This window comes from Streptomyces sp. S063, from assembly GCF_002832675.1.
In the GTDB taxonomy this organism is placed as follows: domain Bacteria; phylum Actinomycetota; class Actinomycetes; order Streptomycetales; family Streptomycetaceae; genus Streptomyces; species Streptomyces sindenensis.
In genome coordinates this window covers 6721238-6741578 of record NZ_CP021707.1, presented here as the reverse complement: position 1 = coordinate 6741578, position 20341 = coordinate 6721238, and the positions used below count along the sequence as shown (strand labels likewise).

General features: G+C 71.5%; 13 protein-coding genes, 1 tRNA gene and 1 pseudogene. 5 read left to right on the top strand and 10 right to left on the bottom strand.

The genetic code is table 11. The features are described 5' to 3' along the window. Positions 1–80 precede the first annotated feature (80 nt). Genes rbsD through CCZ36_RS30595 form a run of 5 tightly spaced genes read right to left on the bottom strand, consistent with a single transcriptional unit; the run spans position 81 to position 5973 of the window. The gene (rbsD, locus tag CCZ36_RS30615) at positions 81–470 is read right to left on the bottom strand and encodes a D-ribose pyranase (RefSeq protein WP_069739386.1); all 390 of its coding nucleotides are present in this window, start codon (positions 468–470) and stop codon (positions 81–83) included. Beyond that, positions 467–1390, bottom strand: coding sequence for a ribokinase (locus tag CCZ36_RS30610; RefSeq protein WP_069742252.1), 924 nt, complete (start codon positions 1388–1390; stop codon positions 467–469). The genes rbsD and CCZ36_RS30610 overlap by 4 nt, the downstream gene beginning before the upstream one ends. 56 nt (positions 1391–1446) lie before the next feature. Beyond that, positions 1447–3402 (bottom strand): ABC transporter permease/substrate-binding protein, encoded by a 1956-nt coding sequence (locus CCZ36_RS30605; RefSeq protein ID WP_128819032.1) that lies wholly within the window; start codon positions 3400–3402, stop codon positions 1447–1449. Beyond that, positions 3392–4960: a sugar ABC transporter ATP-binding protein gene (locus tag CCZ36_RS30600; RefSeq protein ID WP_128819031.1), complete on the bottom strand. Its 1569-nt coding sequence runs from the start codon at positions 4958–4960 to the stop codon at positions 3392–3394. The genes CCZ36_RS30605 and CCZ36_RS30600 overlap by 11 nt, the downstream gene beginning before the upstream one ends. Continuing rightward, entirely contained in the window at positions 4957–5973 is a 1017-nt protein-coding gene (locus tag CCZ36_RS30595; RefSeq protein ID WP_069739382.1) for a LacI family DNA-binding transcriptional regulator, read from the bottom strand. Before CCZ36_RS30595 ends, CCZ36_RS30600 begins: the two co-directional genes overlap by 4 nt. 295 nt (positions 5974–6268) lie before the next feature. Here CCZ36_RS30595 and CCZ36_RS30590 point away from each other — a divergent pair, with 295 nt between their 5' ends. Together CCZ36_RS30590 and CCZ36_RS30585 are read left to right on the top strand one after the other, a co-directional pair. Next, positions 6269–10237 (top strand): DEAD/DEAH box helicase, encoded by a 3969-nt coding sequence (locus CCZ36_RS30590; RefSeq protein ID WP_128819030.1) that lies wholly within the window; start codon positions 6269–6271, stop codon positions 10235–10237. 151 nt (positions 10238–10388) lie between these two features. Then, on the top strand, positions 10389–10745 hold the full coding sequence (locus tag CCZ36_RS30585; protein ID WP_079149688.1) for a hypothetical protein: 357 nt from the start codon (positions 10389–10391) through the stop codon (positions 10743–10745). A gap of 84 nt (positions 10746–10829) precedes the next feature. Here CCZ36_RS30585 and CCZ36_RS30580 read toward each other — a convergent pair whose 3' ends face one another. Further along, complete coding sequence (locus tag CCZ36_RS30580) at positions 10830–11678, bottom strand: helix-turn-helix transcriptional regulator (protein WP_128819029.1); 849 nt, start codon at positions 11676–11678, stop codon at positions 10830–10832. Between the two features lie 250 nt (positions 11679–11928). On the opposite strand from CCZ36_RS30580, the gene CCZ36_RS30575 reads away from it, so the two are divergent. Continuing rightward, positions 11929–12837, top strand: coding sequence for an NADP-dependent oxidoreductase (locus tag CCZ36_RS30575; RefSeq protein WP_069739379.1), 909 nt, complete (start codon positions 11929–11931; stop codon positions 12835–12837). A gap of 146 nt (positions 12838–12983) precedes the next feature. Beyond that, positions 12984–14869, top strand: a pseudogene (locus CCZ36_RS30570) (AMP-dependent synthetase/ligase). 95 nt (positions 14870–14964) lie between these two features. Here the strand turns inward: CCZ36_RS30570 and CCZ36_RS30565 are convergent. Further along, positions 14965–15049: transfer RNA gene (locus CCZ36_RS30565), tRNA-Leu, on the bottom strand. Positions 15050–15212: 163 nt separating this feature from the next. Here CCZ36_RS30565 and CCZ36_RS30560 point away from each other — a divergent pair. Next, on the top strand, positions 15213–16517 hold the full coding sequence (locus CCZ36_RS30560) for a DUF2254 domain-containing protein (RefSeq protein WP_069739377.1): 1305 nt from the start codon (positions 15213–15215) through the stop codon (positions 16515–16517). A gap of 64 nt (positions 16518–16581) precedes the next feature. Here CCZ36_RS30560 and CCZ36_RS30555 read toward each other — a convergent pair whose 3' ends face one another. From CCZ36_RS30555 to eboE, 3 genes are all read right to left on the bottom strand, one after another. Then, positions 16582–17664: a sugar phosphate isomerase/epimerase family protein gene (locus CCZ36_RS30555; protein WP_069739376.1), complete on the bottom strand. Its 1083-nt coding sequence runs from the start codon at positions 17662–17664 to the stop codon at positions 16582–16584. A gap of 79 nt (positions 17665–17743) precedes the next feature. Next, entirely contained in the window at positions 17744–19162 is a 1419-nt protein-coding gene (locus CCZ36_RS30550; RefSeq protein WP_128819028.1) for a nucleotide pyrophosphatase/phosphodiesterase family protein, read from the bottom strand. Then, the gene (gene eboE / locus CCZ36_RS30545) at positions 19159–20334 is read right to left on the bottom strand and encodes a metabolite traffic protein EboE (RefSeq protein WP_069739374.1); all 1176 of its coding nucleotides are present in this window, start codon (positions 20332–20334) and stop codon (positions 19159–19161) included. The genes CCZ36_RS30550 and eboE overlap by 4 nt, the downstream gene beginning before the upstream one ends. Positions 20335–20341: the final 7 nt, after the last annotated feature.

Sequence of the window (20341 nt, the reverse complement as noted above, 5' to 3'; positions counted from 1 at the left end):
CGAGACCAGCCCGGCCGGAGGCCTCCCGAGGACAGCCCGGCCAAGAGCCTCCTGAGAACAGCCCGCGCACCGGATGCCCGTCAGAAGAACACCCCGCACCGCAGCAGCACATTCGCGTACGGCCGTGCCTCCCCCGTACGGACCACCAGGCGGGCCGTTGCCGTCAGCGCCTTCAGGTCGTCGTGCGGGACCAGTTCCAGCCGGGGAAAGCGGGTGCCCAGGAGCGCCTTGGCCGCCGGGTTGGCTTCGCGGATCTCCTCGGCGGCCGTCGCGCCCTCGACGACCAGTTCGTCGAGCAGGCCGTCCAGCACCTCGGCGAACGACGGGGTGCCCGCGCGGAAGGCCAGGTCGACGACGCGAGGGCCGGAGGGTATCGGCATGCCGGCGTCGCAGACCAGGACGGTGTCGCCGTGGCCGAGTTCGGCGATGGCTCCCGCCAGGTGGCGGTTGAGGATGCCCGACTTCTTCACAGCGCGTCGACCCCCTCCAGCGTCGGGAACGACTCCTGCGCCCCTCGTGCCGTGACCGCCGCCGCGCCCACCCGTACAGCGAAGGCCGCCGCCTCCCGCAGGTCGTCGCCCCGGCCGAGACGCCAGGCCAGGGCCGCCGTGAACGCGTCCCCGGCGCCGGTCGTGTCGACGGCCTCGACCTTCGGGCTGACGAGGTGGTCCAGGGAGCCCGTACGGCTGTCCGCGACCAGGGCCCCGGCCGCGCCCAGGGTGATGACGACCGAGCGCGGGCCCAGCGCGAGGAGCGCCGGGGCCCAGTCGTGCGGCCCCTCCCCCGCGTTCTCGCCCAGGATGTACCGCGCCTCGTGCTCGTTGACCACCAGCGGATCGCAGGCGGCGAGCACCTCACCGGGGAGCGGGGCGGGCGGCGACGGGTTGAGGACCAGCCGGGTGTCCGGCCCCCGGCCGCGTACCGTCTCGGCCACCGTGTCCAGGGGGATCTCCAGCTGTACGGAGATGACTCGGGCGGCGGCCAGCAGCGGGGCCGCCGCCCGGACGTCCTCGGGGGTGAGGCGTCCGTTGGCCCCCGGGGAGACCACGATGCTGTTGTCGCCCGAGGGGTCGACGGTGATCAGTGCGACGCCTGTGGGGGCTCCGCCGACCAGGACGCCGCCCGTGTCCACCCCCGCCGCCCGCTGGCTCTCCAGCAGCAGACGTCCGTGGTCGTCGTCGCCGACCCGGGCGAGCAGGGCCGTCCTGGCGCCGAGGCGGGCGGCGGCCAGCGCCTGGTTGGCGCCCTTGCCGCCGGGGTGGACGGCCAGGTCGGAGCCGAGGACCGTCTCGCCTGGGGCGGGGCGGCGCTCGACGCCGATCACCAGGTCGGCGTTGGCCGACCCGACGACCAGCAGGTCGTACCGGTCGTCGGTGGCGTTGTCGTGCATGGGCGTGCTTCCTGCTTTCGTCGGTCCGGGGTCAACAAGCCTGCTGGCGGGGCAGGTCAGGAGAAGTCGGCGACATTCTCCCGGGTGACGACCTTGACCGGCACCTTCACCGTGCTCGCGACCTTCTCGTCCTCCGCGGCCTTGACCGCGTTCTGCACGGCGATCTTTCCGAGTTCGGCGGGCTGCTGGGCGACCGACGCGTAGAGCGTGCCGGCCTCGACCGCCTTCAGACCGTCCGGGGTGCCGTCGAAGCCGACGACCGAGACGGACTTCCCTGCCTTGCTGCCGAGCGCCTTGACCGCGCCGAGCGCCATCTCGTCGTTCTCGGCGAACACGCCGGTGACGCCGGGGTGCGACTGGATCAGGTTCGTCATGACGTCGAGGCCCTTGGTGCGGTCGAAGTCCGCGGGCTGCTTGGCGACCACCTTGATGTCCGGGTACGCCTTCAGCCCCTCGGCGAAGCCGGCCCCGCGCTCACGGCTGGCGGAGGTGCCCGCCGTGCCCTGGAGGATGACGATGCTGCCCTTGCCGCCGAGCTTGTCGGCCAGCGCGTCGGCGGCGAGCTTGCCGCCCGCCACGTTGTCGGAGGCGACGAGGGTCGCGGTGTCGGCCTTGTTGACGCCGCGGTCGGCGGCGATCACGGGGATGCCGGCCTTGTTGGCGCTGCGGACGCCCGGTCCGACGGCGTCCGAGTCCACCGGGTTGACGATGATCGAGAAGACTCCCGAACTGATGAAGTTCTGGAGCTGGTTGGCCTGCTGAGAGGCGTCGTTCTGGGCGTCGGTGACGGTGAGGTCGATGCCCGCCTTCTCCGCTTCCGCCTGTGCGCCTTCCTTCATCTGCACGAAGAAGGGGTTGTTGAGCGTGGAGAGGGACATGCCGACCTTCTTCACGCCCCCGGATGAACCGGAGTTGACGTAGGAGACGGCACCGACGACGAGGGCCACGCAGAGCGCCGCTCCGGCGAACTTGAGCGCGCCCCTGCGGCCTGCGCCCGGAGCGCCGGGGGCCGTTCCGGCCGAGGAGGCCGCCCCCGAACCGCTCTTGCGGCGCAGCGTGTCGAGCAGGACGGCGAGGGCGATGACGACGCCGATGACGACCTGCTGCCAGAACGCCGACACGGAGAGGAGGTTGAGGCCGTTGCGCAGGACGGCGAGGATCAGCGCGCCGATCAGGGTGCCGGACGCCTTGCCGACACCGCCTGCCAGGCTCGCCCCGCCGATCACGACGGCCGCGATGGCGTCGAGTTCGTACCCCTGGGCGGCCTGCGGCTGGGCGGAGACCAGGCGCGAGGCCAGGACGATGCCCGCGACGGCGGCGAAGAGACCGGACAGCGCGTAGATGACGATCTTCTGGCGCTTGACGCGGAGTCCGGAGAGCCGGGCCGCTTCCTCGTTGCCGCCGATGGCGTACATCGAGCGGCCGATGAAGGTGCGGCCGAGGATCAGCGCGGTGATCAGGCCCATCGCGATCATCACGAGGACCGGTACGGGGAGCCAGCCGCCGAGCGTGTCACCGAGCCGCGAGACGGACTCGGGGAAGGCGATCGGGCTGCCCTGCGAGATGACCAGCGAGAGGCCGCGGGCGATGGAGAGCATCGCCAACGTCGCGATGAACGGCGGGAGTTTGCCGTACGAGATCAGGGCGCCGTTCACGAACCCGCAGGCGATGCCGGTGACGATCGCGAGGGCGACGGCCAGGACGACGGGTACGCCCGCGGATGTCGCCGACCAGGCGAGGACCGTCGCGGACAGGGCGGCCACCGAGCCGACGGACAGGTCGATGCCCGCCGAGACGATGACGAAGGTGACGCCGAACGCGAGGATGGCGGTGACGGCCGCCTGGACGCCGACGTTGAGCAGGTTCTGGGTGGTGAGGAAGTCGCCGGAGAGCAGCGACATCGCCACCACGAGGACGACCAGGGCGCTCAGCGCTCCGTTGTCGAGCAGGACGCGGCGTATCACGGAGGTGCCCCCTGCGCCCGTGTCGCTCTTGAGTGTCTCAGTGGCCACGGGGGCTCTCCTCTTCGTTCTTCGGTGCGGGGTGTTCGTGGGGCGGCCGGGTGGAGACCGCGAGGGCCATCACCGCGTCCTGGGTGGCTTCTTCGGCGGGGAGTTCGCCGGCGATCCGGCCCTGGGCCATGACGAGGACGCGGTCGCTCATGCCGAGCACCTCGGGCAGATCGCTGGAGATCATCAGGACGGCGTGGCCGGAGGCGGTCAGTTCGTTGATGAGCTGGTAGATCTCGACCTTGGCGCCGACGTCGATGCCCCGCGTGGGTTCGTCGAGGATGAGGACCCGGGTGTCGGCCAGCAGCCATTTGCCGATGACGACCTTCTGCTGGTTGCCACCGGAGAGGGTGCGCACGTGCTGGCCGATGCCGGACATGCGGACGCCGAGCTGCTTGGCGATGCGGGCGGCGGCGGTGCGCTGGCCCTTGAGGTCGACGAGCCCGGATCGGGTGGCGGACCGCAGGGTGACCAGGCCGAGGTTCTCCTGCACGGAGGCGTCGAGCACCAGCCCCTGGCCCTTGCGGTCCTCCGGTACGAGGCCTATCCCGGCGTTCATGGCGGCGGGAACGTCGTGCCGGGGGAGGCGTTCGCCGCGTACGTCGACGGTGCCGGCGTCGTACGGGTCCGCGCCGAAGACCGCGCGCGCCACCTCCGTACGCCCGGCGCCGACCAGTCCGGCGAGGCCGACGACCTCGCCGGCGTGCACGTCGAAGCTGATGTCGTGGAAGACGCCGTCCCGGGTCAGCCCTCGCACGGAGAGCCACGCGTCGCCCGTGTCGGGGCGTTCGCGCGGGTACTGCTGCTCGATGCTGCGGCCGACCATGAGCTGGACGAGTTCGTCCTCCGGGGTGGAGGCGGGGACCTGGTCGATGCTGCGGCCGTCGCGGAGGACGGTGACGCGGTCGCCGAGCGCGGCGATCTCTTCCAGGTGGTGGGTGATGAAGACGATCCCGACGCCGTCCTCGCGGAGTTGGCGGACGATCGCGAAGAGCTTGTCGACCTCCTCGGAGGTGAGCACGGCGGTCGGCTCGTCCATGATCAGAACGCGGGCGTCCAGGCTGAGCGCCTTGGCGATCTCCACCATCTGGAGCCGGGCGATGCCCAGTTCGCGGACCTTGGCGTCGGGGCGTACGTCGACGCCGACTCGGCTCAGCAGCTCTGCCGCGCCCTGGCGCATCCGCCGGTGGTCGACGAGCCCGAAGCGGCGCGGCTGACGGCCGAGATAGATGTTCTCGGCCACCGTCAGATCGGGGACGAGGTTGAACTCCTGGTAGATGGTGGCGATTCCGAGCCGCTCGGCGTCCTGGGCGCCGTCGATGCGGACCTCGCGGCCCTCGGCGAGGATGCGGCCGTGGTCGGGCCGGTAGGCGCCGGAGAGCATCTTGATGAGGGTGCTCTTGCCCGCGCCGTTCTCACCGAGCAGGACGTGCACTTCGCCTCTGCGGAGGTCGAAGTCGACGTTGTCGAGCGCCACCACGCCGGGGAAGGTCTTGCGCAGACCCTCGATGCGCAGCAACTCGTCGGGGCCGGTGGTCGGTTGCTCCTCCGGTGCGGTCACCGGTCGCTCCTCTGGTTCGTTGCGGCCCCGCCGGACGAGCGGCGTACGACGAGGCGGGCGGGCAGGGTCACGGACTGCGGGGTCCGTCCTTCGATCAGGTCGGCCAGCGCGCGCACGGCGGCCCGTGCCAGGTCGGCGGTGGGCTGGGCGATGGCGGTGATCGGCGGATCGGTGTGGACGAACCACGGGATGTCGTCGAAGGCGGCGAGCGCGATGTCGTCGGGGACCCGCAGGCCGCGCGCCCGGATCGCGTCGAGCGCGCCGAGGGCCATCAGGTTGTCGGCGGCGAACACGACCTCGGGCGGCTCGGCCAGGGCCAGGAACCGCTCGGTGGCCCGGCGCCCGCTGGCGGCCTGGAAGTCGCCCTGCCCGATGTAGGCGTCGGGCAGGGCGAGCCCGAGCCCTCGCATGGCCTCCCGGAAGGCTTCGACACGCTCGTTGCCGGTGGTGGTGGCAGCGGGTCCGGCGATGATGGCGAGCCTGCGGTGGCCGAGTCCGTGCAGATGGGCGACGAGATCCTTGACCGCGCCCGTACCGTCGGCCCGGACGACGGGCACGTCGATGCCGGGGATCCAGCGGTCGACGAAGACCATCGGCGTACCGCTCAGGGCGACGTCCCGCATCAGCGGGGAGCCACCGTCGGCGGGCGAGACGAGGAGCCCGTCGATCCTGCGGTCGATGAGCGTGCGGATGTGGTGGTCCTGGAGTTCGGGCCGCTCGTCGGCGTTGCCGATGATGACGCTGTAGCCGAGCGCGCGGGCCTCCTCCTCGACGAAGCGGGCCAGCTCGGTGAAGTACGGGTTGAGCACATCGCTGATGACCAGGCCGAGGGTGCGGGTCTGGGCGGTGCGCAGCGAGCGGGCCACCGCGTTGGGCCGGTAGCCGAGCGCCTCGACGGCGGCGAGGACACGGGTGCGCGCCTCTACGCTGACGGACGGATGGCTGTTCAGCACGCGCGAGACCGTGGCGACGGACACCCCCGCCTCGGCCGCGACATCTTTGATGCTCGCCATGTCCGGACCACCTCCTTGTGGTTTCCGTACACCTCGAAACCCGGTGACCGACCGGTGGTGGACCGGTTCACGACGCCGTGGAATCGATTACACGGATGATTGGAATCGATTACATGGCCGAAAGCAAGACCCCCGCCCGTGGCCGAGACCGGATCGTGACGGGAGGGGGTGGTCAGCTTCCGGTTCCCGGGTCGCCCGGTTCCGCTGCGGTTCGGCCTGTGGGGGCCGGTAGATTCAACGGGCAGCTGATCAGTGGCGGAGGCGGACGGGTGCCGCAGGTATGACAGGGGGCGGGGTGCGGAGCGGACGGGGCCGGGGTCACCACCGGGAGGCATTGCTGGAGTGCTGGCGCACGATCGAGCTGTTCGGTCCACCGAGCATCCCGGCACTGCCCCGACGACGCTCCGCCGCACGGTCCGGGCCCAGGGACGAGTACATCATCGACCTGACGCCGCAGCCGGGACGCCCGCCGTCGCGCCTGCCCTGGGACGCCGATCATCCGGAGACGGCCGCACGCCGGGCACCCCGGGGCCGGATGTGGCGGCACGAGATCTACTGCGGGGTCTTCGATCTGGAGCTGCTCCGTCAGGCGATGATCTCGGTACTGCCCGCGGGGACCGATCCGGACCCCGGGGTGCCGCAGTCCGAACTGAAGCTGTCGGGCCAGAGCGCGATGTTCGCCCTGGTCCTGGACGAGGATGGGCGGCCGGTCGAGGACACATCGGTGATTTCCGCCTGCGCCTGGGCGACCGGTCGTCTCTTCGATCCGGGACCGTCGGCACCGGGGTGGTTGGACGGCTTCGATGACCTCGACGACGCGTTCGGCGCGGCGATCGGCGAACTGACGGCCACCACGATTCCCTATGGCTCCGCCGACCGCTCCGGCACGACGGACCAGCAGCGGCCCGGCTCCGGACCTGGGCCGGAAGCCGGGGCCGGGGCCGGGGCCGGCGGTGGGAGCTGGCAACGGCTGGTCGGCGAGATTCTGGGCGGCGCCGCCGTCGGCGCGGTCGAGGCGCTGTTCGGGGAGGTCGTCGGGCTCGCTCTGCAGGGCGCGGCCGAACCCCTGGTACGTCGCGCCGCCGACTGGGCAACGGCCCGCAAGCCCGGTGAAGGTCAAGGCGACCACGAAGATCCGGAAGACGGCAACGGTGTTCCGGAGCGGGCGTCGGGCGGCGCGGCGGACCCGCCGGAGGGGGACGAGGAGGGCTCCGGTCACCGCGCGCTGGGGCTGCCCGATCTCGTCGCCCTGACCGCGCAGATCGCCGATCTGTGCGGAGTGCGGGACCGACTGCGGCCCGAGGTGATCCGGGTGCGGAGCACGTTGGTCCACCGGCCCAGAGACCCGCGGACGAAAGCCGCCGCCGCGGCACCCTTCCTGAACAGTCTGCTCCCTCCTGATCTCGCCCGGGTGGCCGAGGCCGCCGGAAAGGGGTTCGGACCAGCTCTGGAGGCGTATCTGACCGAGCACGACGCTGTTTCCGTCCGGACGCGGACGGATGTGCGCCGGGAGCGCGGAGTCGTGCTGGCCGGGGTCGATCCGGAGCTGGTTCCCTCGGGGCGGTGGCCCTCACCCGCGCAATACCCGCTCGCCCTGAGCCAGCAGTTCGCGGTCGACCGGATGCTGGCCGACCGGGCGGGCGCGGAGGGCGGCATGTTCTCCGTGAACGGCCCTCCCGGCACGGGTAAAACGACGATGCTGCGCGACCTGGTCGCCGCTCTGGTGGTCGAGCGGGCAGCGGTGCTGGCCACGTTCGACCGTCCCGGACAGGCATTCACCGGCCCGGCCTGGCGGGGAAAGGACCGGCAGGGCAAACACGCGCGGTTCGTCGCGCGGCTCGACCCCCGGCTGACCGGTTTCGAGATCGTGGTCGCCTCCTCCAACAACGGCGCGGTCGAGAACATCACGGCCGAACTGCCCGGAATCGACGCGCTCGGTGAGCACTGGCGCGACGGTCCCGGTCACTTCTCCGACCTCGCCTCCGCTCTCCTCGGCGGCCACGCATGGGGGCTGGTGGCAGCGGTCCTCGGGAATAAGACCAACCGCAAGGAGTTCATCGACCGTTTCTGGTGGGGCCGGCTCCCCGAGAAGGAGACCGAAGCCCGGGCCGCGGCAGGACAGCCACCGCTGCGCGGCATGCAGGCTGTCCTGACCGGCTGGATCCCGCCCAGGACTTCGCCCGGCGGTCGGCGTGCCCCGGACTCGGTGGATCGGACCGGGCCCGGCGGGCCCACCGAGCCCGTACCGTCGTGGGCCGCCGCTGTCGCCGCGTTCCGCGCCGCCCAGGCCGAGGTCGAGCGCCTGCGCACCGAACGCGCCCGGCTGGCCTCGGCGCTGGCGGCCGTCGAGTCCCCGTCGGCCGGGCGGAGGATCGCGGACCTGGAAGCCGCGGTGCGCCGCGCGGACCAGGAGATCACCGCCGCTACGACCGCCTCCGAACAGGCCGTCGCCGCCGCCGACGAGGCCCGGAGCGCCGCCGCGGGGGCCGAGGCCCGGCACCGGGCTGCCACCGCGCACGTGCCACGCGCCCGGCAGGAGCTGGCCGCTGCCCGTGCCGACCTCTCCGCCGCCCGTGAACTGGCCACGCATCACCGCGATTACGTCGCCGCGCTCACCGCCCGCCAGGACGCTCCGCCTGTCGTCGAGAGGGGCCTGCGGGGCGGGCTGCGGCGCCTGCTCCAGAGCTCGGCCGACCGGCAGGCCGCCCAGTGGCAGCAGGAGCGTACCCAGGCCGAGATCGCTCGCTTGCTCGTCCAGCAGCGCACCGCCCTCGACGACTCCGTGGCAGAGGTCGCGTCGGCCGTTCGCGCCGAAGCCCTGGCCGAAGACCGGAACACCCAGGCCGTCGCCGCCGCCGACGAAGCCGCCGCGGGCCTCACCGCCGCCCGCGCGCGCCAGGAGGCCACGCGAGCCCGGCAGGCCGCGGCGGACACCGCCGTGCGGCGGGCCCGGCGGGCCGCCGAAACGGCGCGTCGCAACGTGCGGGCCGCCATCGCCGAGCTCGACGGACAGCACCAGGCGCTGCGGCAGGCGGCCCGGTCCCTGCCCTCGCTGCCGCTCGGCTGGCAGCACCTCGACGAAGCCGCTCAGGAACTCGGCTCCCCCTGGTCCGACGAGACCTGGTCCACCGCGCGCAGCGACCTGTTCCTGCGCGCCCTCGATCTGCACCGCGCCTTCGTCGCCGGGGCCGCCAAGAGGGTCCGCGGAAATCTTCAGGTCCTGGTGGAGCTGATGGCGGGCGCCAACGGGCCACTCCCCGACGAAGAGGTCGAGCATGCCTGGCAGACCCTCTTCCTCCTGGTGCCCGTCGTCTCCACCACGTTCTCGTCCGTCGGCAGCATGTTCGCTCGGCTCGGCCGGGAGTCGATCGGCTGGCTGCTCGTCGACGAGGCCGGGCAGGCAACGCCGCAGGCCGCCGTCGGGGCTCTGTGGCGTGCCCGTCGAGCCGTTCTGGTCGGCGACCCCCTTCAGCTCGAACCTGTCGTCACCATGCCGGCGGCTCTGCAACGCCGGCTGCTGCGCGCCTACGGCGTCGACGAACGGTGGCTGCCCTCGACCACGTCCGCCCAGGCCGTGGCCGACCGGACCAACCACTACGGCACCTACCTGCCGGCCCCGGGCGGCGACGAGCAGGTCTGGGTGGGATCACCGCTGCGCGTTCACCGCCGATGCGAGGACCCGATGTTCACCGTCAGCAATGCCGTCGCCTACGACGGCCTCATGGTCTACGGCACCGCCTCACGGCCGTTCCCGGACGGGGAGCGCAATGGACTGCTGCCCAGCCGCTGGCTCAACACCGACGACCCCACCCGCCCGGCCGACGCCCCCTGGGGCGAACGCGATCGCCGTGCCTTCGCGTTCGTCCTCGATCTCCTGGACCGGCACGGCGTCGGCGTCGAGCGCATCCGCGTCATCGCCCCGTTCCGGGCTCTCGTCGCCGAGTGCAAGAAGGTCTGCCGCGGCCGTGCGGGCTGGACCGCGGACCACCTGGAGGAACGCTGCGCCACCGTCCACCGGGCGCAGGGCAAGGAAGCCGACGTGGTCGTCCTCGTGCTCGGCGGAGGGCGTCCCGGAGCCCGGGAGTGGGCGGCAGACACACCGCATCTGCTCAACGTCGCCGCGAGCCGCGCCAAGCGCCGCCTCTACGTCGTCGGGGAGCGGAGCCTGTGGGCCCCTCTCCCCCATTTCGACGTCCTTGCCGCCGAACTGGCGGAGTTCGACCACCTTCGCGACCGGGCGACCTGGCCTCCGGACGGCGAATGACCGGCGCCGTCGCCCCGCTCGGGGCCCGGCCGGCTCACCGGTCGTCGGCAGCTCGGGGACGGTGTCGTCGTGGGTGGAGTGAGTACGGGGCCGCGCTCGGCTGAGTCATCCGCCTCATGCCCGGCGGCGGGGAACCGCTGAGGATCAGGGCATGGACTCCCGCACCTGTGGCGCGCTCTACGGACCGGCCCGCATCGCTCCTCCGCCTCGGCGCCCCGGGGTGGTGCTGCTTTCCGCGGTGCTGTGGCTGCTCACGTCGCTGTCCGTCTCCTGGCTGTGCGCCCTGGTCGGGATCGCAGCACTGTGGGGCGCGGCGTCGGGTGAGCCGGTCGGCGGCTTCCTGCTGTGCTGCTTCGCGGTCCTGTGCGGTGGCGCGGGCGTGATCGTCGCGGTCTGCCGGGCACCGGCGGTGCGGCGTATGTCCGGCGACGTGCGCAGCCTGCTGCTGGGAGCGCTGGCCTGCCCGGTTCCTCTGGTCCTGGCGGTGGCCGTGTTCTCCGCCATGTGACCCGCTCCGCGCACCACCGGGGCACATCGGTATGTTCAGAGCTCGGGGTCCGACGCAGTAGGCCCCCTGTCTCCGTATAGCTCCTTACCTCCGGGGGCATGCGACCGGCGAAGCCCCGAGCCGCTTCAACGCGCTCTCCGCGGTGCCGTCGACGGCCGTGAAGACGACCAGCGACTGACCCTCGTCGCCGGGGAGGGAGAGGGTTTCGTACGCGAGGTCGAACCTCCCGGCCAGGGGGTGGTTGAAGCTCTTGGTGCCGTACGTCTTCTCCTGGACGTCCTGGGCGGCCCACAGGATCCGGAACTCGGGGCTGTGCGCGCTGAGCTCGGCGACGAGGTGGCCCAGAGGGGAGTGGTGTGCGTGACGTGCGGCAGAGAAGCGCAGGTAGCCGATGGTCTGACGGGCGAGCTGATCCCACTGCGGGTACAGGCTGCGCGCCGAGGCGTCCAGGAAGATGTGGCGGGCGATGTTCGGTCCGCCTGCCGGTGCACCGGTCAGGCCGGGGACCAGGGCCAGAGCGAGTGCGTTGGCGGCGAGAACGTCCATGCCGGGGTCGAGGACGTAGGCGGGCACGGCGCCCACCGCGGCCAGCAGCCGGCGGACGTCCGCACGGACCCGTTGGGCCGCGGGGTGGGGCGACTCGGTCGGCCGACGCTGCGGAGGGTGCGCCAGATCGTGCAGGTGGGCCCGCTCGGTCGCGTCCAGCCGCAGCACCCGGGCCAAGGCATCCAGCACCGCGTCCGAGGGGTTGGTCGCCCGCCCCTGCTCCAGCCGCGTGTAGTAGACGGTACTCACTCCGGCGAGTCCCGCCACCTCCTCGCGGCGGAGCCCCGGCACCCGCCGCCGGCCCAGCGCCGAAACGCCCGCGGCCTCAGGCGTGACGTGCGACCGTCGTGAACGAAGAAACCTGCCCAGCTCACGTGCCTGCTTCACGGCTCCTCCGGATCCTCTCGGCACAGCGGGACGCCGTCAGCCCCCGCGCCTGAGGCGTCAGTATGCCCTCCCGGGGGCGCGCTGCCCTGTACCCCGTCAGTACCCCCCTTCCTCACCGCGCAAGGGGGGTACTGACGGGGTACTGGTCGGCCGGGCGCCCCCGGGGCCACGGTTGGGCTCAGTGCGCACCGCGCACGGCCGTCGCCGCCAGCGGTGCCGGCTCGTTCCCGCCCCCTTGGAGCAACCGGTCATGCGAGCAGTAACCATCTCCCGTCACGGCGACGAAAGCGTCCTGGAATTGACCGAGCAGCCGGTACCGGCCCCCGCGGACGGGCAGCTCCTGATCCAGGTGCGGGCCGCCGGGGTGAATCCCGTCGACTGGAAGTTCCGTGAGGGAGCGGTCGGCACGGACCGCCGCTTTCCCCTCGGCATGGGCTGGGATGTGGCGGGCACGGTCGTAGCGACGACGACGGCCGACGGCCCGGCTGTCGGTGACGAGGTGTACGGCATGCTCCCCCTGCCGTACGCCGGGGCCTATCAGGAGTTCGCCGTCCTGTCGGTCTCAGCCGTGGCCGCCAAGCCCGTCGCGCTGTCGTTCGCGCAGGCGGCGGCCGTCCCGCTGGCGGCCCTGACCGCCTGGCAGTCGCTCGACGCCGCACAGGTGACCGCAGGTCAGCGTGTTCTGATCCACGGTGGCGCGGGCGGGGTCGGCCACTTCGCCGTTCAGCTCGCCAAGGCCCGCGGAGCGCATGTCACGGCTACCGCTTCACCGCGCAACCTCGGCTTTCTGCGCCGACTCGGCGTCGACGAGCCCCTGGACCGCACGGCGCACGACCAGCCCGGCATCGAGCCGGTCGACGTCGTCATCGACACCGTCGGCGGCCGGACGCAGCAGGAGTCGTGGCGACTGTTGCGTCCGGGCGGCGCGCTCATCACCCTGCCGGAGCCGATCGACGAGAGGTACCGCATCCCGGGTATCACGGCACGGCGCGTCATCGTCGCTCCGGACGGCGAGGCGCTGCGCCGTATCGGACAGCTCATCGACTCAGGAGCGGTCCAGGTCGAGGTCCAAGACGCCCTCCCCCTGGAGAAGGCGGCCGAAGCCCAGCTGATCAGCAGGACCGGCCAGGTCCGCGGCAAGCTCGTGCTCAGCCTCTGACCGGGGGTCGCGGAGACCTCGGCCCCAGTCGGCCTGCTCCCAGCCCCTTACGCGCAGGCAGTCTTCCCCATAGTGTGACCACCGCTTGCGAGTTACCTGCCAGTAAACCACCCGAAGATGGGCGCCCCCCGGGCCCGGAGGTCAATGTGAGTGCCGCGCAGTCCCCAGTCGACAACCGCCCGGTATCCGTGGCGCATCTCTTTCTCTCACGGGTCGAGGCCACGCCCGGCCAGGAGGCCTACCGCTATCCCGTGGCGGCCGGCGACGGCGCTGAAGGCACCGAGCAGTGGCGCTCGTTGACCTGGGCGCAGACCGCCGAACGCGTCCATGCGATCGCAGCCGGCCTGCTGGCCCTGGGAGTGCGGCCCGAGGAGCGGGTGGCGATTTCCTCCTCCACCCGGGTGGAGTGGATCCTGGCCGACCTGGGCGCGATGTGCGCGGGCGCCGCGACCACCGCTGTCTACCCCAGCACCCATGCCGACGAGACGGTGTACATCCTCTCCGACTCCGGCAGCCGGGTGATCTTCGTCGAGAACGCGGTCCAGCTGGACAAGGTTGCCTCCGACCTCGAGCGCCTGCCCGGGCTGGGCCACGCGATCCTCTTCGATCCCGGGGCTGACCTCCCTCAGGTGAAGGGGCTGGAGGTGCTCTCCCTCGCCGAGCTGGAGAAGCGGGGTACGGCGTTCATGGACGAGCACCCGGACGCGGTCGAGGAGACGGTCCGGGCCATCGAGCGGGAACAGCTCGCCACCCTGATCTACACCTCGGGCACCACCGGCCGCCCCAAGGGCGTTCGCCTGGTGCACGACTGCTGGTCCTACCAAGGCGTCGCCCAGGAGGCCAGCGGCCTGCTGCGCCCCGACGACGTGCAGTTCCTGTGGCTGCCGCTCTCCCACGTGTTCGGCAAAGCACTGATCGCCGGTCAGGTCCGCACCGGCCATGTGATGGCGGTGGACGGGCGGATCGACCGGATCATCACCAACCTGCCCGCCATCCGGCCCACGCTGATGGCGTCGGCCCCCGGATCTTCGAGAAGGTCTACAACGGCATCGCGGGCCGGGCACGAGCCGAGGGAGGCGCCAAGTACAGGATCTTCCTCTGGGCTGCGAAGGTCGCCCGCGACTACGCCCGGACAGAACAGGAGAGCAGGGCCGCGACCGGACGGCGAAAGGTGCCCCTGCCGCTCGTCGTACGGCACGCCGTCGCCGACAGGCTGGTGTACGGCAAGATCCGCGCGGCGTTCGGGGGCAACCTGCGCGGCAGCGTCTCGGGCAGTGCCGCCCTCGCTCCCGACATCGGCTACTTCTTCGCCGGCGCCGGCGTGCACATCCTGGAGGGCTACGGCCTCACCGAGACCAGCGCGGCGTGCACCGTCAACCCCGCCGACGACTACAGGGTCGGCACGGTCGGCAGACCGCTGCCGGGCACCGAGGTCCGCATAGCCGCGGACGGCGAGGTCCTGTTGCGAGGCCCCGGCGTCATGCGCGGCTACCACAACCTTCCGGAGAAGACCGCGGAGGTGCTGGAGAGCGACGGCTGGTTCCGCACCGGTGATATCGGGGAGGTGGACATGGATGGATACATCCGGATCACCGACCGCAAGAAGGATGTGTTCAAGACCTCGGGCGGCAAGTACGTGGCACCCACCGAGATCGAGGGCCGGTTCAAGGCTGTCTGCCCGTTCGTCAGCAACATCCTGGTCATCGGCGACGGCCGCAACTTCTGCTCCGCCCTGATCGCCCTGGACGAGACCACGATCACGTCATGGGCGGCGTCCCAGGGCCTCGGCGACCGCACGTATGCCGAGATCGTCTCCTCGCCGCAGGTCCACGAGCTGATCGACGGCTTCGTCCGGCGGGTCAACGGCGAACTGCAGCGGTGGCAGACGATCAAGAAATTCGCCGTACTCCCGCGTGACCTCGATATCGAGCACGGCGAACTCACCCCGAGTCTCAAGGTCAAGCGGCCAGTCGTGGAGCGTGAGTACGCCCAGGTCATCGACGGAATGTACGAGGGCGCCCGCGAGGCCTGACTCGCCGCGGGCCAGATCACGTCCAGCAAAAAATGAAGCCGGTCAAAGCGACAAAGTGTCGCTTTGGCCGGCTCAATTTGGTCGGTTGACCCAAGTGTCCGAGGGGGGACTTGAACCCCCACGCCCGATAAAGGGCACTAGCACCTCAAGCTAGCGCGTCTGCCATTCCGCCACCCGGACAAGGTGTCTGTCGTTCGCGGCGTGTTCCCCGCGGCGACATGGAAAACAATACCAGGGGTTCGGCGTGCCCTTCACCCGCATATCCGGTGGTCAGTGCGGTGCGAGCGTCGGCGGGCGGTCGGCCTCCCCGGTCCTCGGAGGTCGCGGGGCTACCTTCGCGTGCATGAGTGATCGCGGCTACCGCCGTCCCCGCCCGCTGTCCCCTCTGCGCGAGCACCTGCGCGACACGTTCTGGTTCGCCCCGACCATGGGGTTCGTCAGTGTGTTCGTGCTGTGGTTCGCCGCCACCGAGCTCGACGACGCGCTCGTCGGACTGCTCCAGCGGGAGGAGGCGTACGACGAGCTCGGGGATCTCATCGCGTTCTCCCAGGACACGAAGACCGTCGTGACCGTTGTCAGCTCGGCGATGATGACGTTCATCGGTGTCGTCTTCAGCATCTCGCTGGTCGCGGTGCAGATGGCCAGCGGCCAGCTCACCCCCCGGGTGGTGCGGATCTTCGTCAGGAGCCGGATCAGCAAGCTCACGCTGACGGTGTTCCTCGCGACGTTCCTGTTGTCGCTGCTGGTGCTCTCCTCGTACGAGAGCGAGACGGACCCGCGCCGGGTGGTGTCGGTCCCGCTGGTACAGAGCCTGCTCATCCTGGTGCTCGTCGGGACGAGTCTGGTGCTCTTCGTCGTCTACGTGAGCGCGACGCTGCGGCTGATGCAGGTGGGGCCTGTCGTCGACCGGATCGCGCGGGACTCGTTCCGGGTCCTCGGCAGGATGCCGCGGGGGCCTCGGGGGGACGACGCGGTGGAGCCCGAGACGGCGCGCGTCGTGTACGAGGGGCGGGCCGGTGTGCTGCGGGACGTGGACACGGCGCGGCTGGTCCGGGCTGCGCGGCGGCAGGGTGTGGTGTTGCGGCTGATCCCCCGTATCGGGGACTTCGTCGTGCCGGGGACGCCGGTGCTCGCCGTTCACGGCGGGGCCGTGCCGCCCCGGCTCCGGCTTCGGCACGCCGTCTCCGTCTCGGTGGAGCGCACCCTGCACCAGGATCTGGCGTTCGGGCTGCGACAGCTCGCGGACATCGCGCTGCGGGCGCTCTCCACGTCCGTGAACGACCCGACCACCGCTGTGCAGTGCCTGGACCGGATCGTGCAGATCCTCGCGGCCGTGGTGCATCTGCCGCTCGGCACCGTCCATCACCGGGACCGGGCCGGGCGGGTACGTCTCGTGCAGGACGGTCCGGGCTGGGACGACCTGGTGGACCTCGCCTTCGAGGAGATCCGCTGGTGTGTCACCGGCAGCCCTCAGGTCACACGGCGGCTCATGGCCGGACTCGACGATCTGCTGGTGATCGTTCCCGAGGAACGGAGGACATCTCTGGCCAGACATCGTGAGCTGCTCGTCCAGACGATGGAGCGGGCGGTTCCGGTGGCTGCCGACCGCGCGTTCGCCCTCCTTCCGGACCGGCAGGGCATCGGGTAGGGGAGAAACGTGCGCGGTGCGGCCCGGCCCGCCGGGATCTCTCCGGAGGGCCGGGCCTCTCTCGTCAGTCGCCGCAGCGGCCCTCACGCAGCGAGTGCAGGTGCTCGCTGGACTTGCGGGCGAAGGCGAGCGAATCGACCGGGTTGTCGTGCTCGGCCTGCCAGTGGTGGTAGGTCCGGCCGTGGTGGGTGCGCCTGGTGACCTTGGACAGGAACGTCTTGTAGTCGATGTCCCCGTCGCCCACGTCCGACATGCGGTAGCCGTCGCGGGTCGTCTCGTCGCGGACGCCGTCCTTGACGTGGAACAGCGGGTAGCGGTTCGGGTGCTTCAGGACGTACTTCAGCGGGTCGAGCGGGGCCGGGGTGCCGTCCACGCGCTTGCTGAAGCGGAACTGGGCGCAGTACGCCCAGTAGATGTCCATCTCCAGGTAGACGAGGTCCGGGTCGGTCTCGGCGAGCAGGACGTCGTAGAGGCGCACGTTCGGCTTGTCGGTCGCGAAGGAGAACTCCTCCGCGTGGTTGTGCTGGTAGAACTTCATGCCGCGCTTGCGGGCGGCGGCGCCGTACGTGTTGAAGTCGTCGGCCGCCCGCTTCCAGCCGTCCACCGTGGAGCCGTGGCGGAAGGGGCCGGAGGCGGTGCCGATGTGCTTGAGGCCGAGGGCCTGGGCGTCGTCGAGGACCTTCTCCAGGTTCTGGGCGAAGGTGTACGCGCCGGGGTTGTTGTCGTCGTAGTAGCCGACGTGGCTGCCGATCGGGTTGAGGCCGTGGTCCCGGGCCAGCCGCTTGAGCCGGTCCAGGGTGATGGGGCCGGCCGAGCCCTGGGTGTAGCCCGCGAGTTCGATCTCGTCGTAGCCGTACTTCTCCAGCTCGGCGAAGACCGGTGCGAAGCCCAGCGTGGAGATCTGGTCGCGGAGGCTGTAGAGCTGGATGCCGAGGCGGCCGGGAGGCAGGACCGGCTTGCCCTTCCCCTTGCCCTTGCCATGCCCGGGGCCGTGCTCGTTTCCGTGGCCGTGGCCCTGGCCCCGGGCGGCTGCCTGGGCGCTCGCCGTGCCGATGATCGTGGCGGCTGTCGCTCCGGCGGCGACACCGAGGACGTTGCGGCGGCTCAGTCTGCGGGCGAGTTCGGTGTCCTTGGAGGTGCGGCTCATGTTCGCGTGACTCCCTTGGTGACCTGACGGGGTGGATTACGGGGTGAGTGGTGCGGTGCCGGGTGCGTGACGGGGAATGTCAGTGCAGTCCGGCAAGCTGGAGGAGCAGGGACTTCACTTCGGTGGCCCTGACCCGTTCGGTGAACGCGTGGGGGGTGGAGCAGAGGATGAGCGGACCTTCGTCGTCGCTCTCGGGGAGGCGGCCGTGGCTGCCGCGAACAGGTGAGGGGTCCAGAGGGACGACCGCCATGCGGTAGCGCATGCCGAGCTTCTTGCGGGCGACCGCCGAGACGGCCTTGACCCGGACGTAGGGGTCCTCGGGGTCCATGAAGAGCTCGACGGGGTCGTAGCCGGGCTTGCGGTGGATCTCGACGAGCTGGGCGAAGTCGGGGGCGCGCGCGTCGTCGAGCCAGTAGTAGTACGTGAACCACGCGTCCTTCTCGGCGACGGCCACCAGTTCGCCGGAGCGCGGGTGGTCCAGGTGGTGCGCCTTCTTGCCCTCGTCGTCGAGGAGCTGCTCGATGCCGGGCAGGTCCGCGAGGGCGGCCCGGGTCGCTTCCAGGTCCTCGGGACGGCGTACGTAGATGTGGGCGAGCTGGTGGTCGGCGACGGCGAAGGCCCGGGAGGCCATCGGGTCCAGGTACTCCATGCCGTCCTGGGTGTGGACCTCCAGCAGGCCGGCCCGGCGCAGGGCGCGGTTGATGTCGACCGGGCGGTTCACACGGGTGATGCCGTATTCGGAGAGGGCGACGACCGTGCGGCCCTCGGCGCGGGCGTCCGCCAGCAGCGGGGCGATCGCCCGGTCCAGGTCGGCGGCGGCCCGCTGGGAACGGGGGTCGTCGGGGCCGAAGCGCTGGAGGTCGTAGTCCAGGTGCGGCAGATAGCAGAGGGCGAGGTCGGGGCCGCGGGTGGCGATGATGTGGCGGGTGGCGTCGATGATCCACTGGGAGGAGACGAGGTCGGCGCCGGGGCCCCAGAAGTGGAAGAGGGGGAACGTTCCGAGTTTGTCGGTCAGTTCGTCGTGCAGGGCGGGCGGCCGGGTGTAGCAGTCGGGTTCCTTGCGGCCGTCGGCGTAGTAGACGGGGCGCGGGGTGACGGTCCAGTCGGTGTCGGCGCCCATCGCGTACCACCAGCAGATGTTGGCGACCGTGTAGCCGGGGCGGGCACGGCGCGCGGCGTCCCAGAGTTTGTCGCCCTCGACGAGTCCGTTGTGCTGCCGCCAGAGAAGGACGTCGCCGATTTCGCGGAAGTACCAGCCGTTGGCGACGATGCCGTGTTCGGCGGGCATCGCACCGGTGAGGAAGGTCGACTGGGCGGCGCAGGTGACGGCGGGCAGCACGGTGGAGAGCGGCGCCCGCGCGCCCTGCTCCCCCAGGGCCCGGAGGTTGGGCATGTGGGCCAGAAGTCGGGGAGTCAGCCCGACCACGTCGAGGACGAGGAGGGGGGTGGGGGCGCCGGTCTCCTGTGCGGTTTCCGTGCCGGGTTCGGGCGCGCTCATGGCAGTTCCTTGAGGCCGAGGTCGACCAGGAGGTCGCGGGCGAGGGTGAGTTCGGCGGCGATGCCGTCGGCGAGCTGGGTGCGGGTGCGGGGCCGCAGCTCCGCGGGCAGCGCCTGCCAGGTGTACGTCTCCACCTCCAGGTGCCGGGTCAGCGGCGCGGGTCCGCCGACGAGGCGGGCGAGCGTGTCCCGGAGCACGGGCAGCGTCGAGGTCAGCGGGGGCGCCGGGGGTGCGTGCAGCGGTACGTGGAAGTGGGCGCGCCAGGGGGTGGAGTCCGGGAGCGCCCGGCCGGCGACGGCCTCGGCGAGGTCGTCGGTGCCGCGCAGCCCGGCCGCCGTGCTGGTGCGGGTCTGGTGCAGGAAGCGGGGTTCGGCGAACGCGGCGAGTGCGGTGCGGACCTCGGACAGGTGCGGGTCCTCGGCGTGCAGGGCGGCGGAGAGCTGGGACTTGACGATGCGGACACCGGCGGCGGCCAGGGCGCCGAGCGCGGTCGCGGGGTCCTCGAAGGAGGTGGCGAGGTGGCAGGTGTCGACGCAGATGCCGATGCGGTCGTGGCCGACCTCGGTGAGGGGGGCGATCGCGTCGGCGGTGGTCTCGACCGTGCAGCCCGGTTCCGGTTCGAGGCCGACGCGGATGGACTTGCCCGTCATCTCGGCCAGGGCGTCGAGGCGCTGGGCGAGCGTGGTGAGGGCGGAGCGCGCGGTGCGGGCCGCCCCGGGGTCGCCGTCGTAGGGGGTGCGCCAGGCGAGGGGCAGGGTGGAGATGGTGCCCTCGGTGGCGTCGTCCGGGAGCAGGGTGGCCAGTAGGCGGGCGAGGTCGGTGGTGTGGGCGAGGCGGTCGGGTTCGGTCCAGTCCGGCCGGTAGACCCGGTACTTGACCTCGTCGGCGCCGAACCCTTCGTACGGGAAGCCGTTGAGGGTGACCACTTCGAGGCCGCGGCTGTCGAGCTCGGAGCGCAGGGCGCGGAGTTCGGCGGGGTCGTTGATCAGGGTGCGGGCGGCGTCCCGGGCGAGCCAGAGGCCGATGCCGAGCCGGTCGCGGCCGAGTCGGCGGCGGACGGGTTCGCAGTGGTCGCGGAGCTGGGTGCGGACGCCGTCGAGGGTTTCGGCGGGGTGGACGTTGGTGCAGTAGGCGAGGTGGACGGTGGAGCCGTCCGGGTGGCGGAAGCGCATGGCCGCC